This is a genomic window from Pseudomonas wadenswilerensis (assembly GCF_900497695.1).
In the GTDB taxonomy this organism is placed as follows: Bacteria; Pseudomonadota; Gammaproteobacteria; order Pseudomonadales; family Pseudomonadaceae; genus Aquipseudomonas; species Aquipseudomonas wadenswilerensis.
The window spans coordinates 192577-213203 of sequence record NZ_UIDD01000008.1 but is presented as its reverse complement, the minus strand read 5'-3'; the positions used below and the strand labels follow the sequence as shown (position 1 = coordinate 213203).

At 62.1% G+C, this 20627-nt stretch carries 22 protein-coding genes; 10 read left to right on the top strand and 12 right to left on the bottom strand.

Features of this window, described 5'->3' with window-relative positions; translation table 11 throughout:
- The first annotated feature begins 98 nt into the window (after nucleotides 1–98).
- The 3 genes from CCOS864_RS16415 to CCOS864_RS16405 all read left to right on the top strand — a co-directional run bounded on the left by CCOS864_RS16415 (nucleotide 99) and on the right by CCOS864_RS16405 (nucleotide 4111).
- A complete protein-coding gene (locus CCOS864_RS16415) occupies nucleotides 99–602 on the top strand; it encodes a sigma-70 family RNA polymerase sigma factor (RefSeq protein WP_115087346.1) in 504 nt (167 codons plus the stop codon).
- Nucleotides 599–1567, top strand: a complete 969-nt coding sequence (locus tag CCOS864_RS16410) for a DUF4880 domain-containing protein (protein WP_115087344.1) — start codon at nucleotides 599–601, stop codon at nucleotides 1565–1567. Before CCOS864_RS16415 ends, CCOS864_RS16410 begins: the two co-directional genes overlap by 4 nt.
- A gap of 108 nt (nucleotides 1568–1675) precedes the next feature.
- Nucleotides 1676–4111 carry a TonB-dependent siderophore receptor gene (locus CCOS864_RS16405; RefSeq protein ID WP_115087342.1) on the top strand — a complete coding sequence of 812 codons (2436 nt, stop codon included), beginning with the start codon at nucleotides 1676–1678 and terminating at the stop codon, nucleotides 4109–4111.
- On the opposite strand, the gene CCOS864_RS16400 is transcribed toward CCOS864_RS16405, so the two are convergent.
- The 3 genes from CCOS864_RS16400 to CCOS864_RS16390 all read right to left on the bottom strand — a co-directional run bounded on the left by CCOS864_RS16400 (nucleotide 4099) and on the right by CCOS864_RS16390 (nucleotide 6558).
- Nucleotides 4099–4611, bottom strand: coding sequence for a hypothetical protein (locus CCOS864_RS16400; RefSeq protein ID WP_115087665.1), 513 nt, complete (start codon nucleotides 4609–4611; stop codon nucleotides 4099–4101). The two genes, CCOS864_RS16405 and CCOS864_RS16400, sit on opposite strands and share 13 nt — an antisense overlap.
- Nucleotides 4612–4622: 11 nt before the next feature.
- Complete coding sequence (locus CCOS864_RS16395; RefSeq protein WP_115087340.1) at nucleotides 4623–5561, bottom strand: YncE family protein; 939 nt, start codon at nucleotides 5559–5561, stop codon at nucleotides 4623–4625.
- 106 nt (nucleotides 5562–5667) lie between these two features.
- On the bottom strand, nucleotides 5668–6558 hold the full coding sequence (locus tag CCOS864_RS16390; protein ID WP_115087338.1) for a LysR family transcriptional regulator: 891 nt from the start codon (nucleotides 6556–6558) through the stop codon (nucleotides 5668–5670).
- 100 nt (nucleotides 6559–6658) lie between these two features.
- Between CCOS864_RS16390 and nfsB the strand changes: the two genes are divergently transcribed.
- The 3 genes from nfsB (at nucleotide 6659) to CCOS864_RS16375 (ending at nucleotide 8502) form a co-directional block, all read left to right on the top strand.
- Nucleotides 6659–7312, top strand: a complete 654-nt coding sequence (gene nfsB, locus CCOS864_RS16385) for an oxygen-insensitive NAD(P)H nitroreductase (RefSeq protein ID WP_115087336.1) — start codon at nucleotides 6659–6661, stop codon at nucleotides 7310–7312.
- Nucleotides 7313–7357: 45 nt separating this feature from the next.
- Complete coding sequence (locus tag CCOS864_RS16380; RefSeq protein WP_115087664.1) at nucleotides 7358–7666, top strand: putative quinol monooxygenase; 309 nt, start codon at nucleotides 7358–7360, stop codon at nucleotides 7664–7666.
- Nucleotides 7667–7806: 140 nt separating this feature from the next.
- Nucleotides 7807–8502 (top strand): tRNA (adenine(22)-N(1))-methyltransferase, encoded by a 696-nt coding sequence (locus CCOS864_RS16375; RefSeq protein WP_338068388.1) that lies wholly within the window; start codon nucleotides 7807–7809, stop codon nucleotides 8500–8502.
- A gap of 6 nt (nucleotides 8503–8508) precedes the next feature.
- Here the strand turns inward: CCOS864_RS16375 and CCOS864_RS16370 are convergent, their stop codons facing one another.
- Both CCOS864_RS16370 and CCOS864_RS16365 read right to left on the bottom strand, forming a co-directional pair.
- The gene (locus CCOS864_RS16370; protein ID WP_115087332.1) at nucleotides 8509–10095 is read right to left on the bottom strand and encodes a hypothetical protein; all 1587 of its coding nucleotides are present in this window, start codon (nucleotides 10093–10095) and stop codon (nucleotides 8509–8511) included.
- A gap of 170 nt (nucleotides 10096–10265) precedes the next feature.
- Nucleotides 10266–10652, bottom strand: coding sequence for a hypothetical protein (locus CCOS864_RS16365; protein WP_115087330.1), 387 nt, complete (start codon nucleotides 10650–10652; stop codon nucleotides 10266–10268).
- A gap of 275 nt (nucleotides 10653–10927) precedes the next feature.
- Between CCOS864_RS16365 and CCOS864_RS16360 the strand changes: the two genes are divergently transcribed.
- Together CCOS864_RS16360 and CCOS864_RS16355 are read left to right on the top strand one after the other, a co-directional pair.
- Nucleotides 10928–11365: an NUDIX hydrolase gene (locus tag CCOS864_RS16360; RefSeq protein ID WP_115087328.1), complete on the top strand. Its 438-nt coding sequence runs from the start codon at nucleotides 10928–10930 to the stop codon at nucleotides 11363–11365.
- A gap of 57 nt (nucleotides 11366–11422) precedes the next feature.
- On the top strand, nucleotides 11423–11902 hold the full coding sequence (locus CCOS864_RS16355; protein ID WP_115087326.1) for an isochorismatase family protein: 480 nt from the start codon (nucleotides 11423–11425) through the stop codon (nucleotides 11900–11902).
- 60 nt (nucleotides 11903–11962) lie between these two features.
- Here the strand turns inward: CCOS864_RS16355 and CCOS864_RS16350 are convergent, their stop codons facing one another.
- The 6 genes from CCOS864_RS16350 to CCOS864_RS16325 all read right to left on the bottom strand — a co-directional run bounded on the left by CCOS864_RS16350 (nucleotide 11963) and on the right by CCOS864_RS16325 (nucleotide 15643).
- Nucleotides 11963–12424 (bottom strand): hypothetical protein, encoded by a 462-nt coding sequence (locus tag CCOS864_RS16350; RefSeq protein WP_115087324.1) that lies wholly within the window; start codon nucleotides 12422–12424, stop codon nucleotides 11963–11965.
- Between the two features lie 3 nt (nucleotides 12425–12427).
- Nucleotides 12428–12595 carry a DUF2986 domain-containing protein gene (locus tag CCOS864_RS16345; protein ID WP_115087322.1) on the bottom strand — a complete coding sequence of 56 codons (168 nt, stop codon included), beginning with the start codon at nucleotides 12593–12595 and terminating at the stop codon, nucleotides 12428–12430.
- A 4-nt stretch (nucleotides 12596–12599) separates the two neighbouring features.
- A complete protein-coding gene (locus CCOS864_RS16340; RefSeq protein ID WP_115087320.1) occupies nucleotides 12600–13490 on the bottom strand; it encodes a GGDEF domain-containing protein in 891 nt (296 codons plus the stop codon).
- A gap of 191 nt (nucleotides 13491–13681) precedes the next feature.
- Nucleotides 13682–14008 carry a low molecular weight protein tyrosine phosphatase family protein gene (locus CCOS864_RS16335; RefSeq protein ID WP_115087318.1) on the bottom strand — a complete coding sequence of 109 codons (327 nt, stop codon included), beginning with the start codon at nucleotides 14006–14008 and terminating at the stop codon, nucleotides 13682–13684.
- Nucleotides 14005–14199 carry a hypothetical protein gene (locus CCOS864_RS16330; protein ID WP_115087317.1) on the bottom strand — a complete coding sequence of 65 codons (195 nt, stop codon included), beginning with the start codon at nucleotides 14197–14199 and terminating at the stop codon, nucleotides 14005–14007. Before CCOS864_RS16330 ends, CCOS864_RS16335 begins: the two co-directional genes overlap by 4 nt.
- Nucleotides 14200–14773: 574 nt before the next feature.
- Nucleotides 14774–15643, bottom strand: a complete 870-nt coding sequence (locus tag CCOS864_RS16325) for an AraC family transcriptional regulator (protein WP_115087315.1) — start codon at nucleotides 15641–15643, stop codon at nucleotides 14774–14776.
- A gap of 459 nt (nucleotides 15644–16102) precedes the next feature.
- On the opposite strand from CCOS864_RS16325, the gene CCOS864_RS16320 reads away from it, so the two are divergent.
- Entirely contained in the window at nucleotides 16103–18322 is a 2220-nt protein-coding gene (locus tag CCOS864_RS16320; RefSeq protein ID WP_115087313.1) for a TonB-dependent receptor, read from the top strand.
- Nucleotides 18323–18461: 139 nt separating this feature from the next.
- Nucleotides 18462–18815 (top strand): DUF1428 domain-containing protein, encoded by a 354-nt coding sequence (locus CCOS864_RS16315; protein WP_115087311.1) that lies wholly within the window; start codon nucleotides 18462–18464, stop codon nucleotides 18813–18815.
- A gap of 120 nt (nucleotides 18816–18935) precedes the next feature.
- On the opposite strand, the gene CCOS864_RS16310 is transcribed toward CCOS864_RS16315, so the two are convergent.
- The gene (locus CCOS864_RS16310; RefSeq protein ID WP_115087310.1) at nucleotides 18936–20561 is read right to left on the bottom strand and encodes a methyl-accepting chemotaxis protein; all 1626 of its coding nucleotides are present in this window, start codon (nucleotides 20559–20561) and stop codon (nucleotides 18936–18938) included.
- Between the last annotated feature and the right edge of the window lie 66 nt (nucleotides 20562–20627).

Sequence of the window (20627 nt, the reverse complement as noted above, 5' to 3'; positions counted from 1 at the left end):
GCCCCGCGAAACGGTCGGCCAAAGTAAAACCTGTAGTAGTCAATGAATGAGAAGTATTACCATGCACGGATTTCCTTAGCTGCCAGGAGATCCCGTCCATGTCCCCATCCAGCCCCCACGATGTCGGCGCGCTGTATCTCCAGCATCACAGCTGGGTAGTGGCCATGCTCCGGCGCAAACTGGGCAATCGCGAACAAGCGCTGGACCTCGCACAGGACACCTTCGTAAAACTCCTTCGCAGCGAGATGCCGCCGTTGCTGCGCGAACCCCGGGCCTACCTGGGCACCATCGCCAGCCGCCTGTGCCTGCAGCATTTTCGCCGCCAGGCCCTGGAGCGCGCATATCTGCAAAGCCTGGCTCAGCTTGAGCCGCAGCATCAGCCTTCGGAGGAAACCCGGGTGCTGGTGCTCGAGGCGCTGGACGCGGTGGGCCAGGTGCTCGATGGCCTGGCCAACCGGGTGCGTGAAGTGTTTTTGCTGTCCCAGCTCGACGGCCTGACCTACCCGCAGATCGCCGAGCGCCTGGGCCTGACCGTCAATGTCGTGCAGAAGGCCATGCTCAAGGCCTATCGGCATTGCTATGCCGCAGTGCATGGCGAATGAAGCCGTTGACCGCACACGAGCCGTGTCTCGATCCGCAAATCCTCGAACAGGCCATGTTGTGGATGGTGCGCCTGCAATCGGGTGTGAGCAGCGACGTCGAGCAGCTCGCCTGCCAGCGCTGGCGCCAGGAAAGCGCGGCCCATGAACTGGCCTGGCAGCGGCTCACGGGCATCAGCCAGGGCCTTCGTGAAGGCACCCGCGGCCTGTCGGCGGCTGGTGCGCGTAGCCTGCTTGAGGCACGTTCGCTGCCCTCGCGAAGGGCAGTGCTCAAGAGCCTGGCTGCCGGTGGCGTGCTGATAGCCACTGGTTACGGGGTACAGCAACGCACAGTGCTGCCGACCCTGTTCAGCGACTACGGGACCGCCACCGGCGAGCGCCGACACTGGAGCCTCGCCTCGGGGCTGGCGTTGCAACTGGATACCCGCAGCGCCCTGGACAGTGACGTGGTGGCCGGCGACCGGGTGCTGACCCTCAACCGTGGACGAGTGCTGCTGGAGGTGGAGCAGGGTGCCAGTGTCAGCCTGCGCACCGCTGATGCCCGGGTTCGGCCGGCGACGCTGTCGCGCCTGGTGGTCAGCCAGCAATCCACTGGCACCCTGGTGCAGGTGCTCAAGGGGGCGGCGCAGGTCGAGCACGGGCAAGGCGCGCGCGTCACCCTGGAGGCCAGCTGGCAACAGCGGTACAGCAGCTCCCGGGCCGGCCCGTTGGTGCCGCTGGCTGTGGGCGCGGAGGCCTGGACCCAGGGTCTGCTGGTTGCGCAACGCATGCCGCTCGGCGAGCTGCTGGCCGAGCTCGACCGCTATCGCCCCGGCGTGCTGCGTTGCGATCCGCGAATTACCGGGCTGCAGGTCAGCGGCTCGTTCTCCATCGATCAACCCGACGCCAGTCTTGAGCTGATCACCCAGGTCTTGCCTGTTCGCGTCCAGCGCGTGCTGGGCTATTGGGCCAGTGTCGTGCCCGCCTGAAATAATTTTCATTGGCGTTGGCAGGTTTTGTCGCTTCGCGCATCAAGACAAGGGAAAGCGCTGCACTGCCAGCGCCATGCCCACCCCTGCTTCCCAAGGATTGCCTCGATGCGTTGTCGCCTTACCCCCCTTGCCACTGCTGTACGCACCCTGATGCTTGGTTTTACCCTGGTGTCCTTCAACCAAACCGCAATTGCTGCCCAGGTGATCGCGGAGCAGGCCGGTGTGCGCAGTTATGACATCGCCCCGGGGAGCCTCGACCGCGTACTCGGGCAATTTGGCCAGCAAGCCGGGGTGATGGTTGCCGTCGACTCGCAGTTGTCCAATGGCCTGCAGAGCCCCGGGCTGCGCGGCCAGTTCGGCGTCGACCAGGCGCTGGCGCAGCTGATTGCCGGCACCGGCCTGCAGCCGCTGGTAATGGGGCAGGGGCGCTATCGCCTGATCCCCCGGGCCAGCGAGGCCGGCGCCCTTGAACTGGGTGCGACCAGTGTCAGCGCAGCAGGCCTGGGTGCCACCACCGAAGGTACCGGCTCCTACACCAGCGGCTCGACCAGCACTGCCACCAAGATGAACCTGTCAATCCGCGAAACGCCGCAGTCGATCAGCGTCGTCACCCGCCAGCGCATGGATGACCAACAGCTGCGCAACATGTCCGATGTGCTCAACCAGACCCCCGGCGTGACCATGTCCCAGGATGGCGGCGAGCGCTTCAACATCTATTCGCGCGGCAGCGCCATCAACACCTACCAGTTCGACGGCGTCACCACTTACCAGGAAAACCAGACCCGCACCATGCCCAGCACCTTGCTCGACATGGCCATCTACGACCGGGTGGAAGTGGTGCGCGGCGCCACCGGGCTGATGACCGGCGCGGGCGACCCCAGCGGCGTGGTCAACGTGATCCGCAAGCGCCCGACCCGCGAGTTCCAGGCCTATGTGCAGGGCGGTATCGGCTCCTGGGATTTCAAGCGCCTGGAAGCGGACGTCTCCGGGCCGCTGACGCCGACCGGCAACCTGCGCGGGCGCATGGTCGCGGCCAAGCAGCTCAACGATACCTTCATGGACTGGTACCAGCAGGACCGCGACATCCTTTACGGAGCGCTCGAAGTCGACCTCAGCGACAGCACCCTGGTGCGCCTGAGCATCGATCACCAGCGCTACCGGCCAACGGGCGGCCAGGGTGTGCCGATCATGTTCACCAACGGCCAGGCGACGGACTTCTCCCGCGATACCAGTTCCGGCGCACGCTGGGCCTCGGACCGTTTCGACACCAACAACTACAGCCTGGCGCTCGAACAGCAATTGGCCAACGACTGGCAGCTGAAAGTCGCGGGCACCTTCATGGATGTCGATCGCGATACCCGCAGCGGCTCCTACCAGAGTTCGACCGGCATGTCGTACATCACCCCCGAAGGTAATGCCACCATCAGCCAGGGCTGGTCCGAAGCCACCCAGCATCAGAAGGCCATCGATGCCACCCTGCAGGGCCCGTTCGAACTGTTCGGCAACAGCCATGAGCTTATCGTCGGGGCCAACTACCTCGACTACGTCAACCACCACTACGCGACCACCGGGCGCTCGGCCATCGTCGACTTCAACCACTGGAACAACGAACTGCCCAAGCCCGACAAGGACGGCTTCACCCCGGCGCTGGACTACGACGTCGACACGCGCCAGAGCGGCTACTTCGTCGCCGGGCGCTTCAACCTCAGTGACAGCCTGCACCTGATCCTCGGTGCCCGCGCCAGCAATTACCGCTATCACTACTATTCCAAGAGCCTGGCTTCCGGCTACGTCCTGGACTACAGCATGACCGAACGCGGCGAAGTCACGCCCTACGCTGGCGTGGTCTATGACCTGACGCCCGAGCAGTCGATCTACGTCAGCTACACCGACATCTTCAAGCCGCAGTCGAGCCAGGACCGCAGCGGCAAGGTGCTTGAGCCGGTGGTGGGTAAAAACTATGAGTTGGGTTGGAAGGGCGAGTTCTACGACGGCCGGCTCAACGCCAACATCGCCGGTTACATGATCAAGCGCGACAACGTCGCCGAACTGGATGCCGGCTACACCGTGCCGGGCACCGATCAGGACGCCTACCGCGCGGTGAGCGGCGCCAAGACCAAGGGCATTGACCTGGAACTGGCTGGCGAACTCGCCCCGGGTTGGGAGCTGCAGGCTGGCTTCAGCCACTCGCGCACCGAAGACGCCGAAGGCCAGCGCCTGACCGCCCAGCTGCCGCTGGACACCTTCCGGCTGTGGACCACCTACCAGCTACCCGGTCAATGGCAGCGCCTGACCCTCGGCGGCGGTGCCAGCTGGAACTCCAGCAACTCGCTGTACTTCAGCCGCTACAACAGCCGCGTCGGCCAGGATGATTACGCCGTGCTCAACCTGATGGCGCGCTACCGGCTTAGCGATCATCTTTCCACCACGCTGAACCTCAACAACCTGCTCGACGAGAAGTACTACGCCGGGTTTTCCGGGAGCTACGGGCACTACGGGCCGCCGCGCAATGTGATGATGAATGTGCGTTACGACTTCTGAGGTTTGTAGTCGCAATGGATCTGCATGCTCTCTGTTTCGTTTCGATGGATGTCAAAGCCGCATTGTTTTAGTGCGTCTTTGACCCTATCGATAACCACCAGGTAGTGCGCTGCGCGTGCGCGCTGGCGAGTCAGCGAGGTAAAGACGCCAAAGGGCAGGAAGCGCAGCCTTTTTCCCTTTAACACAATGGAGACATCGACATGTGAGCCATCCACGTCATGTCCATTGGAGCCAAATATCTCGCCGACTTCATCCTTGCGACCGGGGTAGCAGGCGCAGAACACCTTGATGCCCAGCCAGCGTGAGAGCGTTCTGAACGAACCCAGATGGCTGTTTTTGTTTTCATACCCGCGCACCAGCAACAGCTCAATGTCGGGTGGCAGCGTTGATTGGGCCTCAATCAACTTATGGAAAGTTTCTTCATCGATGGCTACTTCAGAGGACGGCCAGCGCGGGGATACTCGTACCCCGTGGCGCTCTCCCTTTGGCAGTACAAGCATGTTGGGCATTCTCAAATGGGGCTATCCGGGGGGAGGGGGCTGGTCAGATCAAGCACATCGACGACCGCACCGCTGAAAAAGTCCACGACCTCCAGACGGTGGGTCAGCAACTGATCGCCGAACCAGTCAGCGGCGAGCCGGCCGGGTGGGCCTTTGTGGCGTACAACCGTGGTCTCGATCTGGCCGCTGTCAGCCGCAAGGATGATGTCTTCACCCCAGTTCGAACGCTGCGTCGCCGAGATCGGCAGGCACAGGTGAGTAGCGGATTCATTGAACAGGATTGTCCCGGCGCCTACCTGACCATATTCGCCGATGTCCCTGGACCACAATGTCGCGCCGTTGCGATCGCAGCACAGCAGGCGGTTGTTTTCACCGGTGACAAACAGGTATTGACCATCACGGGAAAAGCGCAGGCTTCTGACCTTGGCGTCCAGCGCCAGGGTGATCTTGTTGATCTCGCCACTGGCGCAATCAACCGTCAGCACACTGTTGCTGGCCCGCTCATCGGGTGCCCAGAGTTTGCCTTGCACGGGGTCGATGCAACCAAACCGGGCATCGACATTACGGGCGATCGGTTCGCTGCATTCGCCGCTGTCCAGGTCGATGACCACCGGGCGCTTTTTATCGTTGCCGACCCCGACCAGCGCGTACCGGCCGTTGGGGTCCAGGTGCGACCAGTACGCCAGGAACCTGTCGGTCTCATGCAGCGCCGTGCGATCTTCAAGAAAGCTCAGGCGCGAGCGACTGGCGCCGCGCACCACCCGCCAATCGGTGCCTTGCAGGGCCATGCGCCGGCCATCGTGAGAGATGTCGCAAACCCTGTCGTCGGCCTGGGTACCGACGGGGTGGGTCAATGCACCGGTGTCCGGATCGTACTGGGTCAGGCAGGCGGGGCGAATGCTGTCGCTTTTATCGAAGAACACCAGGCGGCGGGGTACATCAATGTACATTGCAACTCCCGAAAGTCAGCGAGCAAAGTGCGCAAGGATAAGGCTGCGGCGGCTACCTGAAAAGCAGGTGCGAGCTGTGGGAGATTCTATGGTTCACAGGAAGGCCTCAAATCGGCTTCAACGACTCGAACTGATTGGCCAGCCACCCATGCAGCCGTGACACCGCAGGCGAGACCTGTTTGCGGTGCGGGCAGACCAGACTCAACGGCAAGGCCTCGCCAGGATGGTCCTGCAACAGCACCAGCAGACGCCCGGCCAGCACATCGGCACTGACATCCAGCCAGGACTTGAAGGCAATCCCTTCACCCTCAACCGCCCAGCGCCGGGCGACATCGGCGTCGTCACTGAACAGCGGCCCGGACACCTGGACCGTCTGCGCGCCTACCCGCCACTTGTCAAACACGCGGCCGTTCTGCAGGTAAAGCAAACACGCATGATTGAGCAAATCTGCCGGTACCCGTGGGCTGCCATTGCGTCTGAGGTAATCCGGCGAGGCTACCAGCACCCGCCGATTCCACGGCGCCAGCGGTAGCGCAACATAGTTGGCGTCACCATTGAGCCCATAGCGAATGGCGACATCCACCGGGTCGCGAAACAGGTCGGCAATCTGGTCAGAGAGAAAAAAGCGCAGGTTCAGCTGCGGGTGCTCGCGTCGAAACGCCGAAAGCCAGGGCAGCAGAATATTGCGCCCCAGGTCCGACGGCGCTGCAATCTGCAGCACCCCGCGCATCGGCGCATTATCACCGCGCAGGCTCTCGCGCCCTTGCTTGAGGGTCTCCAGCACCGACACCGCGGTGGGCAGGTACTGCTCGCCTTCGGCCGTCAGGCGCAGGCTGCGGGTGGTGCGGGCAAACAGGCGCACATCAAGTTCGCGCTCAAGGCGCTTGATCGCCGCCGCCACCTGGCCTGGCAGTAAATCTGCCTCGAGCGCGGCGGCGGTAAAGCTGCCAAGGGCAGCGCTGCGGACAAACATGCCCAGATCATCGATACGGATCATTTTCACTCCTGCAGTGAAAGTGTTGGCGCATTTTGCCGGTTTTTCTTTGCCCCAGGGAAGGTGCACCCTTCGTTCCTGCTTTTTCAACCAGGAGTAACCCATGGATCTCGTCAGCTTGGCTCAACGCCGCTACACCACCAAGGCCTTCGATGCCGCCCGCAAAATACCTGCCGCCACCGTGCAAGCCTTGCTTGAACAACTGCGCAACAGCCCTTCTTCGGTGAACTCCCAGCCCTGGCATTTCGTCATCGCCCAGACGCAGCCGCAGCGCGCGCGGGTGGCCAAAAGCACTGACGGCGGGTTTGCTTACAACCAGGCAAAAATCCTCAATGCTTCCCACGTCATTGTCTTCTGCACGCGGACCCACATGCCCGACGACCACCTGCAGGCGGTACTGGCCCAGGAAGCTGCGGATGGACGTTTTCATAATGCCGAGGCCAGGGCAGGGCAGGACCGCAGCCGACGTGGCTACGTCGACCTGCATCGCTTTGACCAGAAAGACTTGCAGCACTGGATGGAAAAGCAAACGTACCTGGCACTGGGCACGCTGTTGCTGGGCGCGGCCGCCCTGGGCGTTGACGCCACGCCCATGGAGGGCTTCGACAGCAAGATGCTGGACGCAGAGCTGGGGCTGCGTGACCAGGGCTTTACCAGCCTGGTGCTGGTCAGCCTTGGCTACCACAGCAGCGATGACTTCAACGCCGGCCTGCCCAAGTCAAGGTTGCCGGCCGAGTCGCTGTTTACCTTTCTGTAACGACCGGATTGCCTTTGGCCTGACCTGAACAGTGGAGCATTGATGATGACTGAACATGAGAAACACCTGGTATCGATCGCGGTACTCAAAGCTGCAACCGGTAAACAGCAAGTGTTAAAAGAGGCGCTGGTGGCGCTGATCGAACCTACCCGGGCGGAGCCGGGCAACCTTGACTATGTACTGTTCGAACGCCGGGACGAACCGGGCACGTTCTATATGCGCGAAGCCTTCAAGGATCAAGCGGCGCTCGATGCACACTTCGCTATGCCGTACTTCCAGAACTTTGCGGCTGCCAGCGAAGCGCTGCTCGCAGCACCCCTGGAACTGATCTTCCTCGAGCAGGTTTCGACTTAGCGCATTGCGTCTCGGCGCGGGCCCGGCATGACCGCCGGGCCGGGTAGCTGCCGATCGCTTGAAATGCACCGCAATGCCCGCCAGAATCGCCCCCGATCCGGCCAGCAGCGCCGGACGTTGCAGGTGAAAAGGGGCTGCAGTTGAACGAACAGACATTGTCCATGCGCCTGGAGCGCGTGGCGGCGCATGTGCCAGACGGTGCGCGCCTGGCCGATATCGGCTCGGATCACGCCTACCTGCCGGTGGCCTTGATGCGTCGGGGCGGCATCGCAACTGCCGTGGCTGGCGAGGTGGCGATGACCCCGTTCAACGCAGCCCAACGCACCGTGCGCGACAACGACCTGGAGCAGCAGGTCAGCGTGCGCCTGGCCAATGGCCTGGCGGCGATCGAGCCGGCAGACGGCATCACCGCGATCAGCATCTGCGGCATGGGCGGGGAGACCATCCGTGACATTCTCGAGGCTGGCAAGGCACGCCTGAGCGGCCAGGAGCGGCTGATCCTGCAACCCAACGGCGGCGAGCAACCGCTGCGCCAATGGTTGATGGACAACGGCTACCGTATCGTCGGCGAGGAACTGCTGCGGGAAAACCGCTTCGACTACGAAATCATCGTTGCCGAGCAGGACGGCCCGGTGACCTACAGCGCCGAACAGCTGTACTTCGGCCCGCTGCAGATGCAGGCCCGCAACCCGGCGTTCCTGGCCAAGTGGCAGAGCATCCTGCAGCGCAAGCAGCAGACCCTGGCGAGCTTCGCCCGGGCGCGGCACAGCGTGCCCGAGGACAAGGTTCAGCAGGTCGCCCGGCAAGCCCGGTGGATCACCGAGCTGCTGGCGTAAGCGGGTTTACTGCTGGGCATCCCGAGGGCGGATCAGCGCCGGATCGGACTGCAACTGCCACTGGCTGCGTTGCGATTGCAACTGTGCTTCCAGGATCGATACGCCGCGGTCACGCTGGGAGATGCGCTCGCGTTCGAACAGGTCAGTGAGCAGGCCAAGCAGGTTGCGCGATTCGGAGACCGACGCCGGTGTGCTCACGTCGCTTTCCAGCACGCCCTCGGCGTACGAGCGCACACGTTCATTGCGACTGGCCTGTTGGCTGACGCTGGCTTCCACCAGGCTATTTTTGTCGTAGCGCAAACGCGTGCTGGTGCTCGATTGGTCGCTGATCTCGTGGTAACGGTAGTTCTGCGTCGCCATGGCCTCGAGCATCGACATCTGCGGGTTGAGGCTGGTGTGGTAGGCGGCCGTGAGGCTCGCCTGCTGATCCTGTTGCACCGAGCGGTTCGCCGGCGACGCACCACTGATCGTGGTTGACTGGGACACTTTGTAGTCGAAGCGATCCAGCTCGGTCGGGCGCAGCGAGTTGGGCTGCTGGCTTGTCTGGCTGATCGAGGCGCTGAAGTCGGCCAGGCCGCTGAGCAGGGCTGTGTCTTTGGCTGCCAGCAGCGGGATACGGCCGGTCGCTGGCCTGGCGATGTCGTCGGCGCTGTTGAGCTGAACGAAGGCGTCCTTGAGCAGGCTCACCAGGTTCTCGTCGCCTTTGCCGCGGCCCTGCGCCGCATCGAACTGGCTCAGGTAATTGCTGATCGCCGCCTGGCGCTGGGCGCTTTTACCCAGCAGAGAGGTGTCGCGGGTGTCGAGGTTCAACTGCACGTTGCCGGCGGGGCCCTGCAGGCTGAGTTTGCGTGCGCTGTCGTCCAGGGCCAGGTCGAAGGACAGCTGTTCGCCATTTACCGTGTCCAGCTTGGCATTCATTTGCAGCGCGCTGAACAGGGCCGGGTCGAGCGTGGCCAGCTTGCCCAGCTGCAGGCGAGGAGGCTGCTCGCTCAGGCCGTTGATGGTCCCCTGGAAACTGTCGGCCAGTGACGCCAGGCCCTTGAGCTCATCGCTGGTGAGCTGGCCGCCCTGCACCTCGGCGCTGACTGCCAGGCCTTGCTCGCCGCTGGCCAGGGACAGGGTGACGGTAGCTCCGGAGGCGGTGGTCAGGCTCAGGTTCACGGCATTGGCCGGGTGTTGGCGCAGGTTATTGCCCTGGATTCTCAGTGTTTCGGCGCTTGGCTGCGCGCCGTCGGCGAAGGCAAACACCGATTGTGTGAACGACTGGCCGCCGTTGGCTACCAATTGATTCACCAACGCTGCGCCGAGCCCGTTGAAGCGCGAACCGATAGCGCTGGACTGAACACCGATCGTCATGTTCATGCTCAGCTTGTTCAGGCTGTCGTTTTCCAGCACGTAGCGCAACGGCACCGCGAGGGTTCCGCGGGACGAATAGGTCGCGGTATCGTCGCTACGAGGGCTTTGGCCCAGGCTGACGGTGGTGCTCGGCGTTGCCGCAGCTTGCTCGGCGCGGCTGCTGCCAGCACTTGCCGAGGCCGGCTGGGGGGCCGTGTAGGCGGGGGCGATGCGCACTCCTGCATTGATTGGGGTCATGCTCTGTACCCGTAGTGTCCATACTTGTTCAAGGGGTATCGGCGGCGGATTGCAGAGCTTGAGCTTCGTATGGGGTTGGTTGTCGGGGGACGGGGAGTCGAGCTACGTCGAGATTGCTGCGCAGCGATGACGCGGACCATCGGCTGGATCAAATACACCCCGGGCACGTCCTAGCGACGATAGTAGCGGCGATCGTCCTCGTAACGGTAACGCATGGCCCGATCATGGTGGCGTTCCCAATAACGATGGCGCTCGGCTTCGCGGCGGGCTTGTTCTCGGCGCCATTGTTCCCTGCGCCAGTTTTCGCGGCGCCAGTCGTCCCTGCGATCATGCCAACGGTGGTCATGCCGGTAGCGGTCATCATGGGCCAGCAACGGCCCTGGTTGCTTGTCGGTCATGCTGGCCAGGCTCGGCCAGGGGGTTTCGGCAGTCCGGGTGGCCGGGACTTCAGGAGCCAGAACCGGGGTTGAGGTCTTCATCTGCGTTGCCGATGCCGAGCCCACTGCCGCGAATGCGAACAGGGCAACGAGCAGCATCCGTGGGGCATGGAATTTCATGAGCGAAGACAACCTCTGAATGACGATTGAACGTATCCAAATAGACCGATAAACAGAGAAAAGTTCTACGGCGCCGCTGTTAAAAAAAATGCGCCTGAGCGGCGTACCCCGAGCAACTGTGGGAGCGGGCTTGACCCGCGATGAGGCCGGTACAGTCCGCTCATCAGGCAGTGTCTGGATTGCGGCCGCTGCGCGCTCGATCGCTGGCAAGCCAGCATCCACATGGTGTTCCTGGCGTATGATGCCCAGCCGTTTTTGCCGACAAGGAAATTGCCATGCTCCCCGACAAGGCCTGCGCAGTAGTGCTTTCATCCACGCTGCGCCCGAGGATCCTCTTGTTTCGTCATCCGCTGGCGGGTGTGCAACTGGTAAAGGGCAGCATTGAAAAAGATGAAACAGTGGGTCAGGCAGCGCTGCGGGAATTGGCGGAAGAGTCTGGTATCAATTGCGCCACCATCGCGGACGACCTGGGGTGTTGGGATGCCGGGCATCTTGGTCAGGTGTGGTCGTTTCAACTGTGCGAGGCGAGCGGACCGTTGCCTGAGCAATGGACTCATCAGACGCTCGATGACCATGGCCACGCTTTCGCGTTCTTCTGGGCATCGCTCGAGCATCTGCCCCTTGCCGAGTGCCACCCGGTCTTTCAACGCGCGCTGCTGTTTTTGTCCGCGACCCTGAAAGCGCGTGGCCATTGGGCAGGCAAACAGCGCTAAATAATCCACCTCGGGGCGATATACTCCGCACCATTGGTCAATGCTCGAGAGAAGTGTATGCGGCAGGTTTTGCTAATCGTTGATGTGCAGTCCACATTCAGTCCACCCGAGTGGCTGGTCGATGGTGTGCGGGCGTTGTCAGAGCGGATTCTGACGGTTGCCTCGGTCGAGTTGCATGATGAACAGGTGACGCCGTTTGAAAAGCAACTCGGCTGGCATCCTGCGGCCGAAGACGAAAGCCTGGTCGAGGCCGACAAAGTATTTGTAAAGCACGGCTACGGACAGACCGCTGAAGCCATCGAGTACATCAGGCAGCTCGGCGCCGAGCGCGTGCTGGTTTGTGGCCTGCAGACCGAAACCTGCGTGCTCGCCGCCGGGTTTGCCCTGTTCGATGCAGGGCTCACGCCCACGCTGGTTACCGACCTGACCGTCGGCTCTTCCCTGGACCGGTCAGGTCGGTTGGGCATCGATCTGTGGAAGCATCATTTCCGTCAGGTCACGACCAGAGCAGAAGTGTTTGCCGAACTTGATGCATGAGTTCGTGGAGGCGTGAGGGCAGGGGGTAAGATCGACTGACAATCGGCGATTCGGGTGCGATCAGCGCACACGCTTACTGACGATCTCGCCGGTAGCTGCATCCTCCATCCATACCTCCAGGCGATTGAGACCAACGTACTGCGTGCGGGCGATTATCTTTTGGCCCGGCTTACCTTCAAACTCCAGATCCGCAAACATGAAGTGCTGAGGCAGTCGGTACTCCAGCTGAACGGTGTAGGTGCCCGGCTTGAGGATCGCGCGCTGGGGCGAGTCATTCTTGTAGTAATAGGTAGAGAACGGGATGTTTCCAACCTTTTTGTCGTTGATCTTTATGATGTTCAAGTCAGGCTGGAGGTCGGCGTAATGGCGCTGGGCTCTGCCTGCGTAAGTGTCGGTTTCGATGATGGTGTAACGAGCGTCATCACCGGGTACGAGGGGATCAACGTTCGAGTAATCGGGCATCTCCGCGCAGCCGTGCAGGCCCAGAAGTGCGATAAAGACAGGGGTGAAGATTTTTCTCATTTTCTATCCAGCTTGATGGGGCTCGGGCAAAAGCTCTTGATCTGTTTCGGCCGCTAATTTTAGACGGTCGGCTTTGCTGATGTATTTAGGCTTGCTTTTAGGCGCTAATTTGGCACTGGCCTTTTTGGCGTGAGCCTTTAACAGCTGCTTTATTTTCTTTTGACGATTCACGTTGTTACTCGGCTTGTAAATGCTTGAACACTATCCGCTGTGCGGAGCGTTGTTTTTTGATCCGGTACATATCGCCATCCGCATGGCTGAGCAGCGTATCGGCATTCTCTGCGTCCTTGGGGTAAAAGGCCACGCCCACGCTGCAGGACGGCATTGTGAACCCGCCAAATTCTGCGCCCAAGGGCTCGGCCATGGCCGCGAGAATCTGCTCCACCTTGGCGTAAACGTCGTCCTGCGACTGGATATCCGGCAACAGCACAGTGAATTCATCACCCCCCATCCGGGCCACTGTGTCGGTCTCGCGCACGCAGCCTTCCAACCGCCGTGCAATCATGCAGAGGATCCGGTCACCCATGGCATGCCCATGGACATCATTAATGCCCTTGAAGTCATTGATGTCCAGAAACAGCAACGCCAGTGTGCTCTGGTGGCGGTGTGCCGCGCGAACGGCCGACTCCAGCCGATCATTGAAAAGCGCGCGGTTGGTCAGTGCCGTCAGTGGATCATGATGGGCCAGGAAGCGTAATTCATCCTCGGCTTGCCTGAGGGCTGTCACGTCCCGCGCAACGCCGATTCGCGCACCCACTTCCTCGGACCAGAAGGCCGCCCACAGGATATGTACGACACCGCCATCCTTGCGGATGTAACGGTTGCGGAAATCGACGTGGGATTGACCATTCATGACCCGGACAATGGAGGCCCGTGTCACCGCCAGGTCGTCAGGATGGATGTAGTCGGTGATCGGCGTACCGGTCAGCTCGCCGGCAGAGTAACCGAGCAGCGCCTCGCAGGCATCGCTGACAAATACAATCTGGTTATCCCTGTCGACCACGAAGACCGTGTCCAGCATCAGATGGATCAGTTTGGGATAGAGCGCTTGGAGGTCAACGGGCATAGGCAGGCACGTCCGGTTCAGATCGGCTGATCATAACGCGATTGCGTTTGGCCAATACAGTGCAAGCCTAATGCCGATGCGACACCCGACGAGACTCTGGAACAAGCCGGGCTGATGGGGCTGACGCAGATTAAAGTGATTGGCCGCACCAACTGACGCGAGGAACGGTTGCTGGCGTTTACGCACCCATCCTAGATAGCAAGACAGGACGCGACCGTCTCCTCAAGGATGGCGACCAACTCCGGGTCCATGTAGCGAAAATCATCTGGAATATCCAGCGTGTAAACCCGCTTATGCTCCAGCAGCCGCGCGTATTGTGCCTGCAGGCGATTCTGGTGTTTGCGTTCCATGACAAAAATCACATCGGCCCAGCGAATATCCGCTGGGCCGATGGGTTTGCGCGCATTCGGGCTGGTGCCCGCCGACCGGGCATCGAAGCCGGGGCGGCGGCGCCAGAGCGCTTCTGCAGTAGGGCTGCGCCATTGGTTGCGGCTGCAGACGAACAGGAGGTTAGTCACTCTTGATCCAACAGTTGGCGGGTGGAGCGGATGGGGTAGCTCATGCCGAGTTGGCGTGCCCGTATCAACTTGTCGGCGCGGGTGTACAGCAGCTTCCAGTTCTTTTCGGGCTTGAATTCCAGCGGATACACCGCTTTGCTTCTGCCACTTTTACGGGCCTGTGAGCGTCTCCAGGCGCGGGTTCTTTCCATGATCGTGTCCTCGTGAGTACCGGGTTCAGCAGCCGCGGCAATACGAGTTGGGCTTATAGTAAGCGCGAATCAGGATTGTGGCTAGAGGCCGGTCCAGCCAGCACATCAGGTGTTGCCTGGATTACGACCGCTTTGCGCTCGATCGCTGGCAAGGCCAGCTCCCACAGGTCCGGTGTACACAGATCCACTGTGGGAGCGGGCTCGACCCGCGATGAGGGCGGTACAGCCAGCACATCAGTGTTGCCTGAATTGCGACCGCTGCGCGCTCGATCGCTGGCTTGCCAGCGATGGGGCCGGTACAGCCAGCACATCAGGTGTTGCCTGGATTACGACCGCTTTGCGCTCGATCGCTGGCAAGGCCAGCGCCCACAAGTCCGGCGTACACAGATCCACTGTGGGAGCTGGCTTGCCAGCGATGAGGCCGGTACAGCCAGCACATCAGGTGGTGTCTGGATTGCGACCGCTTCGCGCTCGATCGCTGGCAAGGCCAGCTCCCACAGGTCCGGTGTACACAGATCCACTGTGGGAGCCGGACTTGCCGGCGATGGGCTACGCAGTAGCCCCAAGACGCCGACTACCGCAACGGCACATAAATATCCGTCTGCCACTGCTCCTGCGGCGTTTGCGGATAAGCACTCAGGTAATGAAAAAACAGCGGCTGATCGCGCAACTCTTCACCACTGTCCGGCAACCAGTCGCGATAAAGCGGATAGATGGATTCACCAATATGGTCCGGCGAACCCTCATGCCGCACTACCGCATAACGCCCGCCAGCAATCACCCGTTCGTGCACGCCGAATTCATTCGCCGCCACCGCCTCATCAATCTCACCACAAATGGCAAAACGAAAATCCTCCGCCGGCGTGGTGTCGGGGTTGCCATAGGGGATGCCAAAGGTACGGCTCGATGCCACCGGCGACTGCCCGCTGGCCATGCGCCAGGCGATGAACTGACTCACGCTCTCGTTGACCTGCGCGGCCGGCCCGCGGTGCTCCAGCGCCGCGACCCGGGTTTGAGCAAACTCCACAATACGAACCTGCATGATGACGCTCCTGGAAAAGTGAGGGATATCGAACACCGCATTCCAGGCCTGCCAGTCCGGCTGCCGGCGAAAGGCACTCGGCGACCTGCCCAGCGCCCGCCGAAACGCCCGGCTGAACGCCTCGGGGCTTTCGAAACCTGCCGCCAGGGCAGCCTCCAGCACCGAGTGTTCGGCATTGGCAGCCAACCGATGCGCCGCCAGGCGCAAGCGCATCAACTGCACATAACGCGAGACCGGCACCCCGACATACGCCGTGAACTGGCGATGAAAATGAAACACCGAAAAGTTCGCCACCTGGCTCAGGGTTTTTACCGACAGATCACCTTCGAGGTTGGCGTCGATGTAGGCGAGCACAGCGCTGAAGCGCTGGGTGTAGGCGGCGTTGGGCGGCAGGTCGGGCACGGCTGGAGGCTCTTGGAAGTACGGTCGGCATAGAATCGACTATACCCGCGTGGCAGTGCCTAGCCGTGTTTGCTCAAGGTGTGTTTTTTACGGGGATGAGCATTCGCTCGATGGGCCGCATCGGCGGCCCGGGCGTAGCCCTCGGCGTCTACTTGGCCGAGGCTTGGTCCACCCTGCACGCCTTAGAGTACTCGGGCTACCAAACCCGGCCGCTGGATTTACAGCGACAGGGGGAGGGTCGCGAGGTTGCAGAATGGATTGAAGGGAAGATTGTAGCGCGCTCGTAGTTAAAGGTTTGGCCCCTGCTGATGCTCACGCAAACAGTGCTGGCCAGCTGTTCGTCAGGCAACATCTCATCAATCGCAAACAGACAAAACCGATACAAATCAACCCACTACCCACCTGGCACAACCATTGCGAAGGCCCTCGTCTCTTCCCCCTCGTGGAACATCGACGTTCATGACCGCTCCCTTCGCCCGCTTGCCCCTGTTACTGGCCATCGCCGCCGCCTTACCCACGCTACCGAGCTTCGCCGCCGACCCCACCCCCGCAGCCCTGCCCATCATCACGGTCACCGCGCAAAAGCGCGAAGAGTCGGTGCAGGATGTGCCCTCGGCCATCTCCGTGGTCAGCGCCAAGCAGATCGCCGACAGCGGTGGCGGCTTCAGTGCCGGCAAGGCCCTGCAGAACGTGCCCAACGCCATCGCCCCGGAGTTCGCCGGGCACCAGCGGCCGCGCTGGTACATTCGTGGCATGGGCTCGGGGGACATGGCGTCGACCACGGTTTACCCGGTGGGCATCTACACCGATGACGTGTATATCGACCCCCACGTGGCTACCGGTTTTCCGCTCTATGACATGGAGCGCGTCGAGGTGCTGCGCGGGCCGCAGGGCACGCTGTGGGGCAAGAACACCACGGGCGGGGCGATCAACTTCGTTTCGCGCAAGCCGGATTTCGAGAAAGCCAACGGTTACTTCAAACTCGACCTGGGCAACTACAATTCGCGCCTGTACGAAGGCGCCTATGGCGATACGCTGATCGACAACAAGCTGGCCGCACGGGTGGCGTTTGTCGACCAGAGCGCCGATGGCCAACTGGAGAACCAGGTCGATGGCCATACCGTTGGCGACATCCACGATCAGGCCCTGCGCCTGCAATTGCTGGCGCAGATCAACGATGACCTGCAGGCCACCCTGCAACTGCATGGCCGTGACTACAAAGGGCAGGGCATTGCCACCCGCGCCTGGGGTTCGGGGCCGGGGGGCAATACGCTGTTCGGCCCGGCGCCGAAGCCGGGTACCGACGAGGCCGCCTTTACCGGTAAAGCCGAAGACCGCATCGAGCACAACGGTGTGCAGTTGGCACTGAAGTGGGATCTGGGCGACCTGCAACTGGACTCGATCACCGCCTTCGACGATATCCACGAAAAAGCCGAAAGCCCGAACATGAGCCTCTACGAATTCGGCCGTGGCTTTAACGATGACCGCTGGAAGCAGGTGTCCCAGGAGCTGCGCTTGTCTTCGGCGAAAAACCAGCCAATCAGCTGGATCGTCGGCACCCACCTGTTCCATGAACAGCTCGACAGCCGCAACGACAACGGGCTGTTGCCCAAGCCCTACAACCAGGCCTTTGGCGTGGCTGACTATGGCCGTACCGATATCGACCAGAGCACCGACAGCTTCGCGGTGTTCGGCAGCAGCACCTGGCAGGCCACCGACAACCTGAGCCTCACCGCCGGCCTGCGCTGGACCCGCGAAACCAAGGACATCGACCTGCACCGCGTAGCCGCACCAGATGCCGATGCGGTCAGCTACAACAGCGAGCGCGACTGGTGGAAAAACTACACCGGCGACCTGGTGACCCGCGTCGAGCAGGATGAAAAACGCACCTGGAACAAGCTCACCTACGACTTCACCCCCGAGTACCAGCTCAACGACAACGCGCGGGTGTATTTCCGTTATGCCAAGGGTTTTCGTTCCGGTGGTTTCAGCGGCGGTGCGCAGGTGCAGGCCGAGGCCTCGGTGGTGGCGCCGGAGAACGTCGATGCCTATGAACTGGGGGTCAAGAGCGAGTGGTTCGACGAACGCCTGATCGCCAATGCCAACGTGTTCTACTACGACTACTCGGACATCCAGGTCAACGCCGTGTCGGTGCGTGACGGCCAGGTGGTGTCGCTGCTGACCAACAGCGGCCAGGGGGTGATTCGCGGCGCGGAGTTCGAGCTGCAGGCGTTGCCGTTCAGCAACCTGGAGCTGCATGGCTCGCTGGGCTTGCTACATACAGAGTTGCAGGATTTCGAGTCGGGCGGGGTGGATTATTCGGGTAACCGCATTGCCCGCTCGCCGTCGCGGACCCTGGCGGTGGGCGGCAGTTACCGGATACCGCTGGAGAATGGTGATGAAGTGCGCTTGGGCACCGACTGGCGCTATCAGAGCCGGATCTTCTTCCTGCCGACGGCGCAGCAGGATCACAGCGTTTCCCAAGGCGGCTATACCTTGGGCAATGCCAGTGCGACCTATCATCTGGGCGGGCGCTATGACCTGGATCTGACGGCGTATGTGAACAACCTGACCGACAAGCAGTACAAGACCGACAGCGTGCCGTTGCCGTTCGATATTGCCTGGGATGCGCGCGGGGATCGGCGTACCTTCGGGGTGAGTGCGACTACGCGGTTTTGAGCCGGGGCTGCCGGCCTCATCGCTGGCAAGCCAGCTCCCACAGGGTGCGATGACCATCGGTCGGGCTTGCGTGCAAGCCTGTCGATCCACCCCCGGCCCAATCGACCATCCTGCACACACCACGTGCAGGAGTTCCCCCATGTCTTATGTAGATGGTTTCGTTCTCGCAGTCCCCACCGCCAACCGCGACGCTTTCAAGCAACACGCCGAAGAGGCCGCCGTGGTGTTCAAGGAATGCGGCGCCCTGAAGGTCGTCGAGTGCTGGGGCGATGATGTGCCGGACGGCAAGATCACCTCGTTCCCCATGGCCGTGAAGCTCAAGGATGACGAGACGGTGGTGTTCTCCTGGATCCTCTGGCCGTCACGCGAGGTGCGCGATGCCGGGATGCAGAAGATGATGGAAGACCCGCGCTTGCAGCCGGACCAGAATCCGATGCCGTTTGATGGCATGCGGCTGATTTTTGGCGGGTTCAGGATTCTGGTGGAAGCTTGAGGTTTTTGGGCTGCTTTGCAGCCCATCGCTGGCAAGGCCGGCTCCCACAGGGAACTGTGAACGCTGACCCTGTGGGAGCTGGCTTGCCAGCGATGCAAGGCAAAGCCTTGCTGCTTTTGATTACACCCTGAACCGCGCCACCAGCGCCGTCAGCTGCCCGGCCAGCCCCGCCAACGCCTGGCTCGCCTCGCGGGTTTCCCGGGCCCCGGCCGCCGAGCGAGTCGACAGTTCGCGAATGTTCAGCAGATTACGATCCACTTCCCGCGCCACCTGCGCCTGCTCCTCCGCAGCGCTGGCAATTACCAGGTTGCGCTCGTTGATCTCGCCGATCGCACTGTAGATCCCCTCCAGCACCTGCCCCGACGCCTGGGTAATGCCCAGGGTCGACTGCGCCCGCTGGGTGCTGGCGTGCATCGATGCCACCGCCGCCTCAGTGCCATGCTGCACGCGGCCGATCATCTGCTCGATTTCCTGGGTCGATTGCTGGGTGCGGTAGGCGAGGGTGCGTACCTCGTCGGCGACCACGGCAAAGCCACGCCCGGCTTCACCGGCACGGGCCGCTTCGATGGCGGCATTGAGTGCCAGCAGGTTGGTCTGCTCCGACACCGAGCGGATCACTTCCAGCACCTGGCCGATGTCGCGAATCTGCCCGGCCAGTTGTTCCAGGTGCTCGCTGCTGGTCTGCACTTCACGGGCCATGGCCTGGGTACCGTCGAGGTTGTCGCTGACCTGGCGGCGGCTCTGTTCGGCCAGTTCGTTGGAGGCGCTGGCCGCTTGCGAGGTGGACACCGCATTGCGCGCCACTTCTTCCACGGCGGTGGTCATTTCAGTGACGGCGGTGGCGGCCTGTTCCAGCTCCTGGTCTTGCTGGCGCAAGCTGTGGGAACTCTGTTCGGTAATGCCGTTGAGCGCCCCGGCGGCCTCGGCCAGTTGCGTCGCGCAGCCGGTGATTTGCCCCAGGGTGTCGCGCTGGCTGTGCTGCATGCGCTGCAGTTCGCTGAACAGCTGGCCGATCTCGTTGCTGCTGTGCACCGCTACCGGCACGCTCAAGTCGCCGCCGGCGATGCGCTGGAAGTGCTGACCGGCGTCACGCAGCGGGCGCAGCACGCGCTGGGCGATAAAGCTCCAGCAAAGGGCGGCCAGCAGCAAGGTCAGCAGCCCCAGCGCCACGCTCAGCAGCTGGGCACTGCTCAGGCGCCGGTCAGATTCGAGCATGATCTGCTGGCTGCGCTCGTTCAGCGCCGCCACCAGTTTTTGCCGCAGCGCCTGCAGGCGGCCCATGGCGTTGCCTGCGTCGGTGTTGACCCTGAAGTAGTGCTGCAAGTCGTTGTGCCGGGTGGCTTCACGTTGCCCGGCCACGGCCTTGGCGTAGTCGGCGAAGGTGCTTTGCAGCTCCACGGCGAGCGCTTTGAATGTCGGCTCCTGGGCATTGCTGACCAGCGCATTGATCAGCTGCGCGCTATTGCCCAGCAGTTCTTCCGAGAGCTTCAGGCGTTTGTTGGCGCTCTCGCTGTGGCCACCGGTCTGTTCGATAAAGCCCGAGGAGACGTTGGCGCTGGCGCGGATCGCCATCAGCAGCGCGTTGTTCAGGCGGTCCGACTGGTGCGCGGTCTGGTCCAGCTCGGTGATCTGCTGGTCGCTGCCCACCGCCGCGCGCCAGGCGCTGACGGTGGAGAACAGCAAGGTCAGGCTGAACAGCGACAGCACCCAGAACATACCGGTGCGGATTTTCAGGTCGGCGAACATGCGGGCAGTACTCCTCGAGTTGTTATCAGCGCCACTCTTTGCCGCTGGAGCGGCGGTGGGTGGTCT

Bases quoted from the DNA above. Each gene is read 5' to 3' on its own strand.
- CCOS864_RS16415 (WP_115087346.1), top strand. From the start codon at position 99: ATGTCCCCATCCAGCCCCCACGATGTCGGCGCGCTGTATCTCCAGCAT.
- CCOS864_RS16410 (WP_115087344.1), top strand. From the start codon at position 599: ATGAAGCCGTTGACCGCACACGAGCCGTGTCTCGATCCGCAAATCCTC.
- CCOS864_RS16405 (WP_115087342.1), top strand. From the start codon at position 1,676: ATGCGTTGTCGCCTTACCCCCCTTGCCACTGCTGTACGCACCCTGATG.
- CCOS864_RS16400 (WP_115087665.1), bottom strand. From the start codon at position 4,611: ATGCTTGTACTGCCAAAGGGAGAGCGCCACGGGGTACGAGTATCCCCG.
- CCOS864_RS16395 (WP_115087340.1), bottom strand. From the start codon at position 5,561: ATGTACATTGATGTACCCCGCCGCCTGGTGTTCTTCGATAAAAGCGAC.
- CCOS864_RS16390 (WP_115087338.1), bottom strand. From the start codon at position 6,558: ATGATCCGTATCGATGATCTGGGCATGTTTGTCCGCAGCGCTGCCCTT.
- nfsB (WP_115087336.1), top strand. From the start codon at position 6,659: ATGGATCTCGTCAGCTTGGCTCAACGCCGCTACACCACCAAGGCCTTC.
- CCOS864_RS16380 (WP_115087664.1), top strand. From the start codon at position 7,358: ATGACTGAACATGAGAAACACCTGGTATCGATCGCGGTACTCAAAGCT.
- CCOS864_RS16370 (WP_115087332.1), bottom strand. From the start codon at position 10,095: ATGACCCCAATCAATGCAGGAGTGCGCATCGCCCCCGCCTACACGGCC.
- CCOS864_RS16365 (WP_115087330.1), bottom strand. From the start codon at position 10,652: ATGAAATTCCATGCCCCACGGATGCTGCTCGTTGCCCTGTTCGCATTC.
- CCOS864_RS16360 (WP_115087328.1), top strand. From the start codon at position 10,928: ATGCTCCCCGACAAGGCCTGCGCAGTAGTGCTTTCATCCACGCTGCGC.
- CCOS864_RS16355 (WP_115087326.1), top strand. From the start codon at position 11,423: ATGCGGCAGGTTTTGCTAATCGTTGATGTGCAGTCCACATTCAGTCCA.
- CCOS864_RS16350 (WP_115087324.1), bottom strand. From the start codon at position 12,424: ATGAGAAAAATCTTCACCCCTGTCTTTATCGCACTTCTGGGCCTGCAC.
- CCOS864_RS16340 (WP_115087320.1), bottom strand. From the start codon at position 13,490: ATGCCCGTTGACCTCCAAGCGCTCTATCCCAAACTGATCCATCTGATG.
- CCOS864_RS16330 (WP_115087317.1), bottom strand. From the start codon at position 14,199: ATGGAAAGAACCCGCGCCTGGAGACGCTCACAGGCCCGTAAAAGTGGC.
- CCOS864_RS16320 (WP_115087313.1), top strand. From the start codon at position 16,103: ATGACCGCTCCCTTCGCCCGCTTGCCCCTGTTACTGGCCATCGCCGCC.
- CCOS864_RS16315 (WP_115087311.1), top strand. From the start codon at position 18,462: ATGTCTTATGTAGATGGTTTCGTTCTCGCAGTCCCCACCGCCAACCGC.
- CCOS864_RS16310 (WP_115087310.1), bottom strand. From the start codon at position 20,561: ATGTTCGCCGACCTGAAAATCCGCACCGGTATGTTCTGGGTGCTGTCG.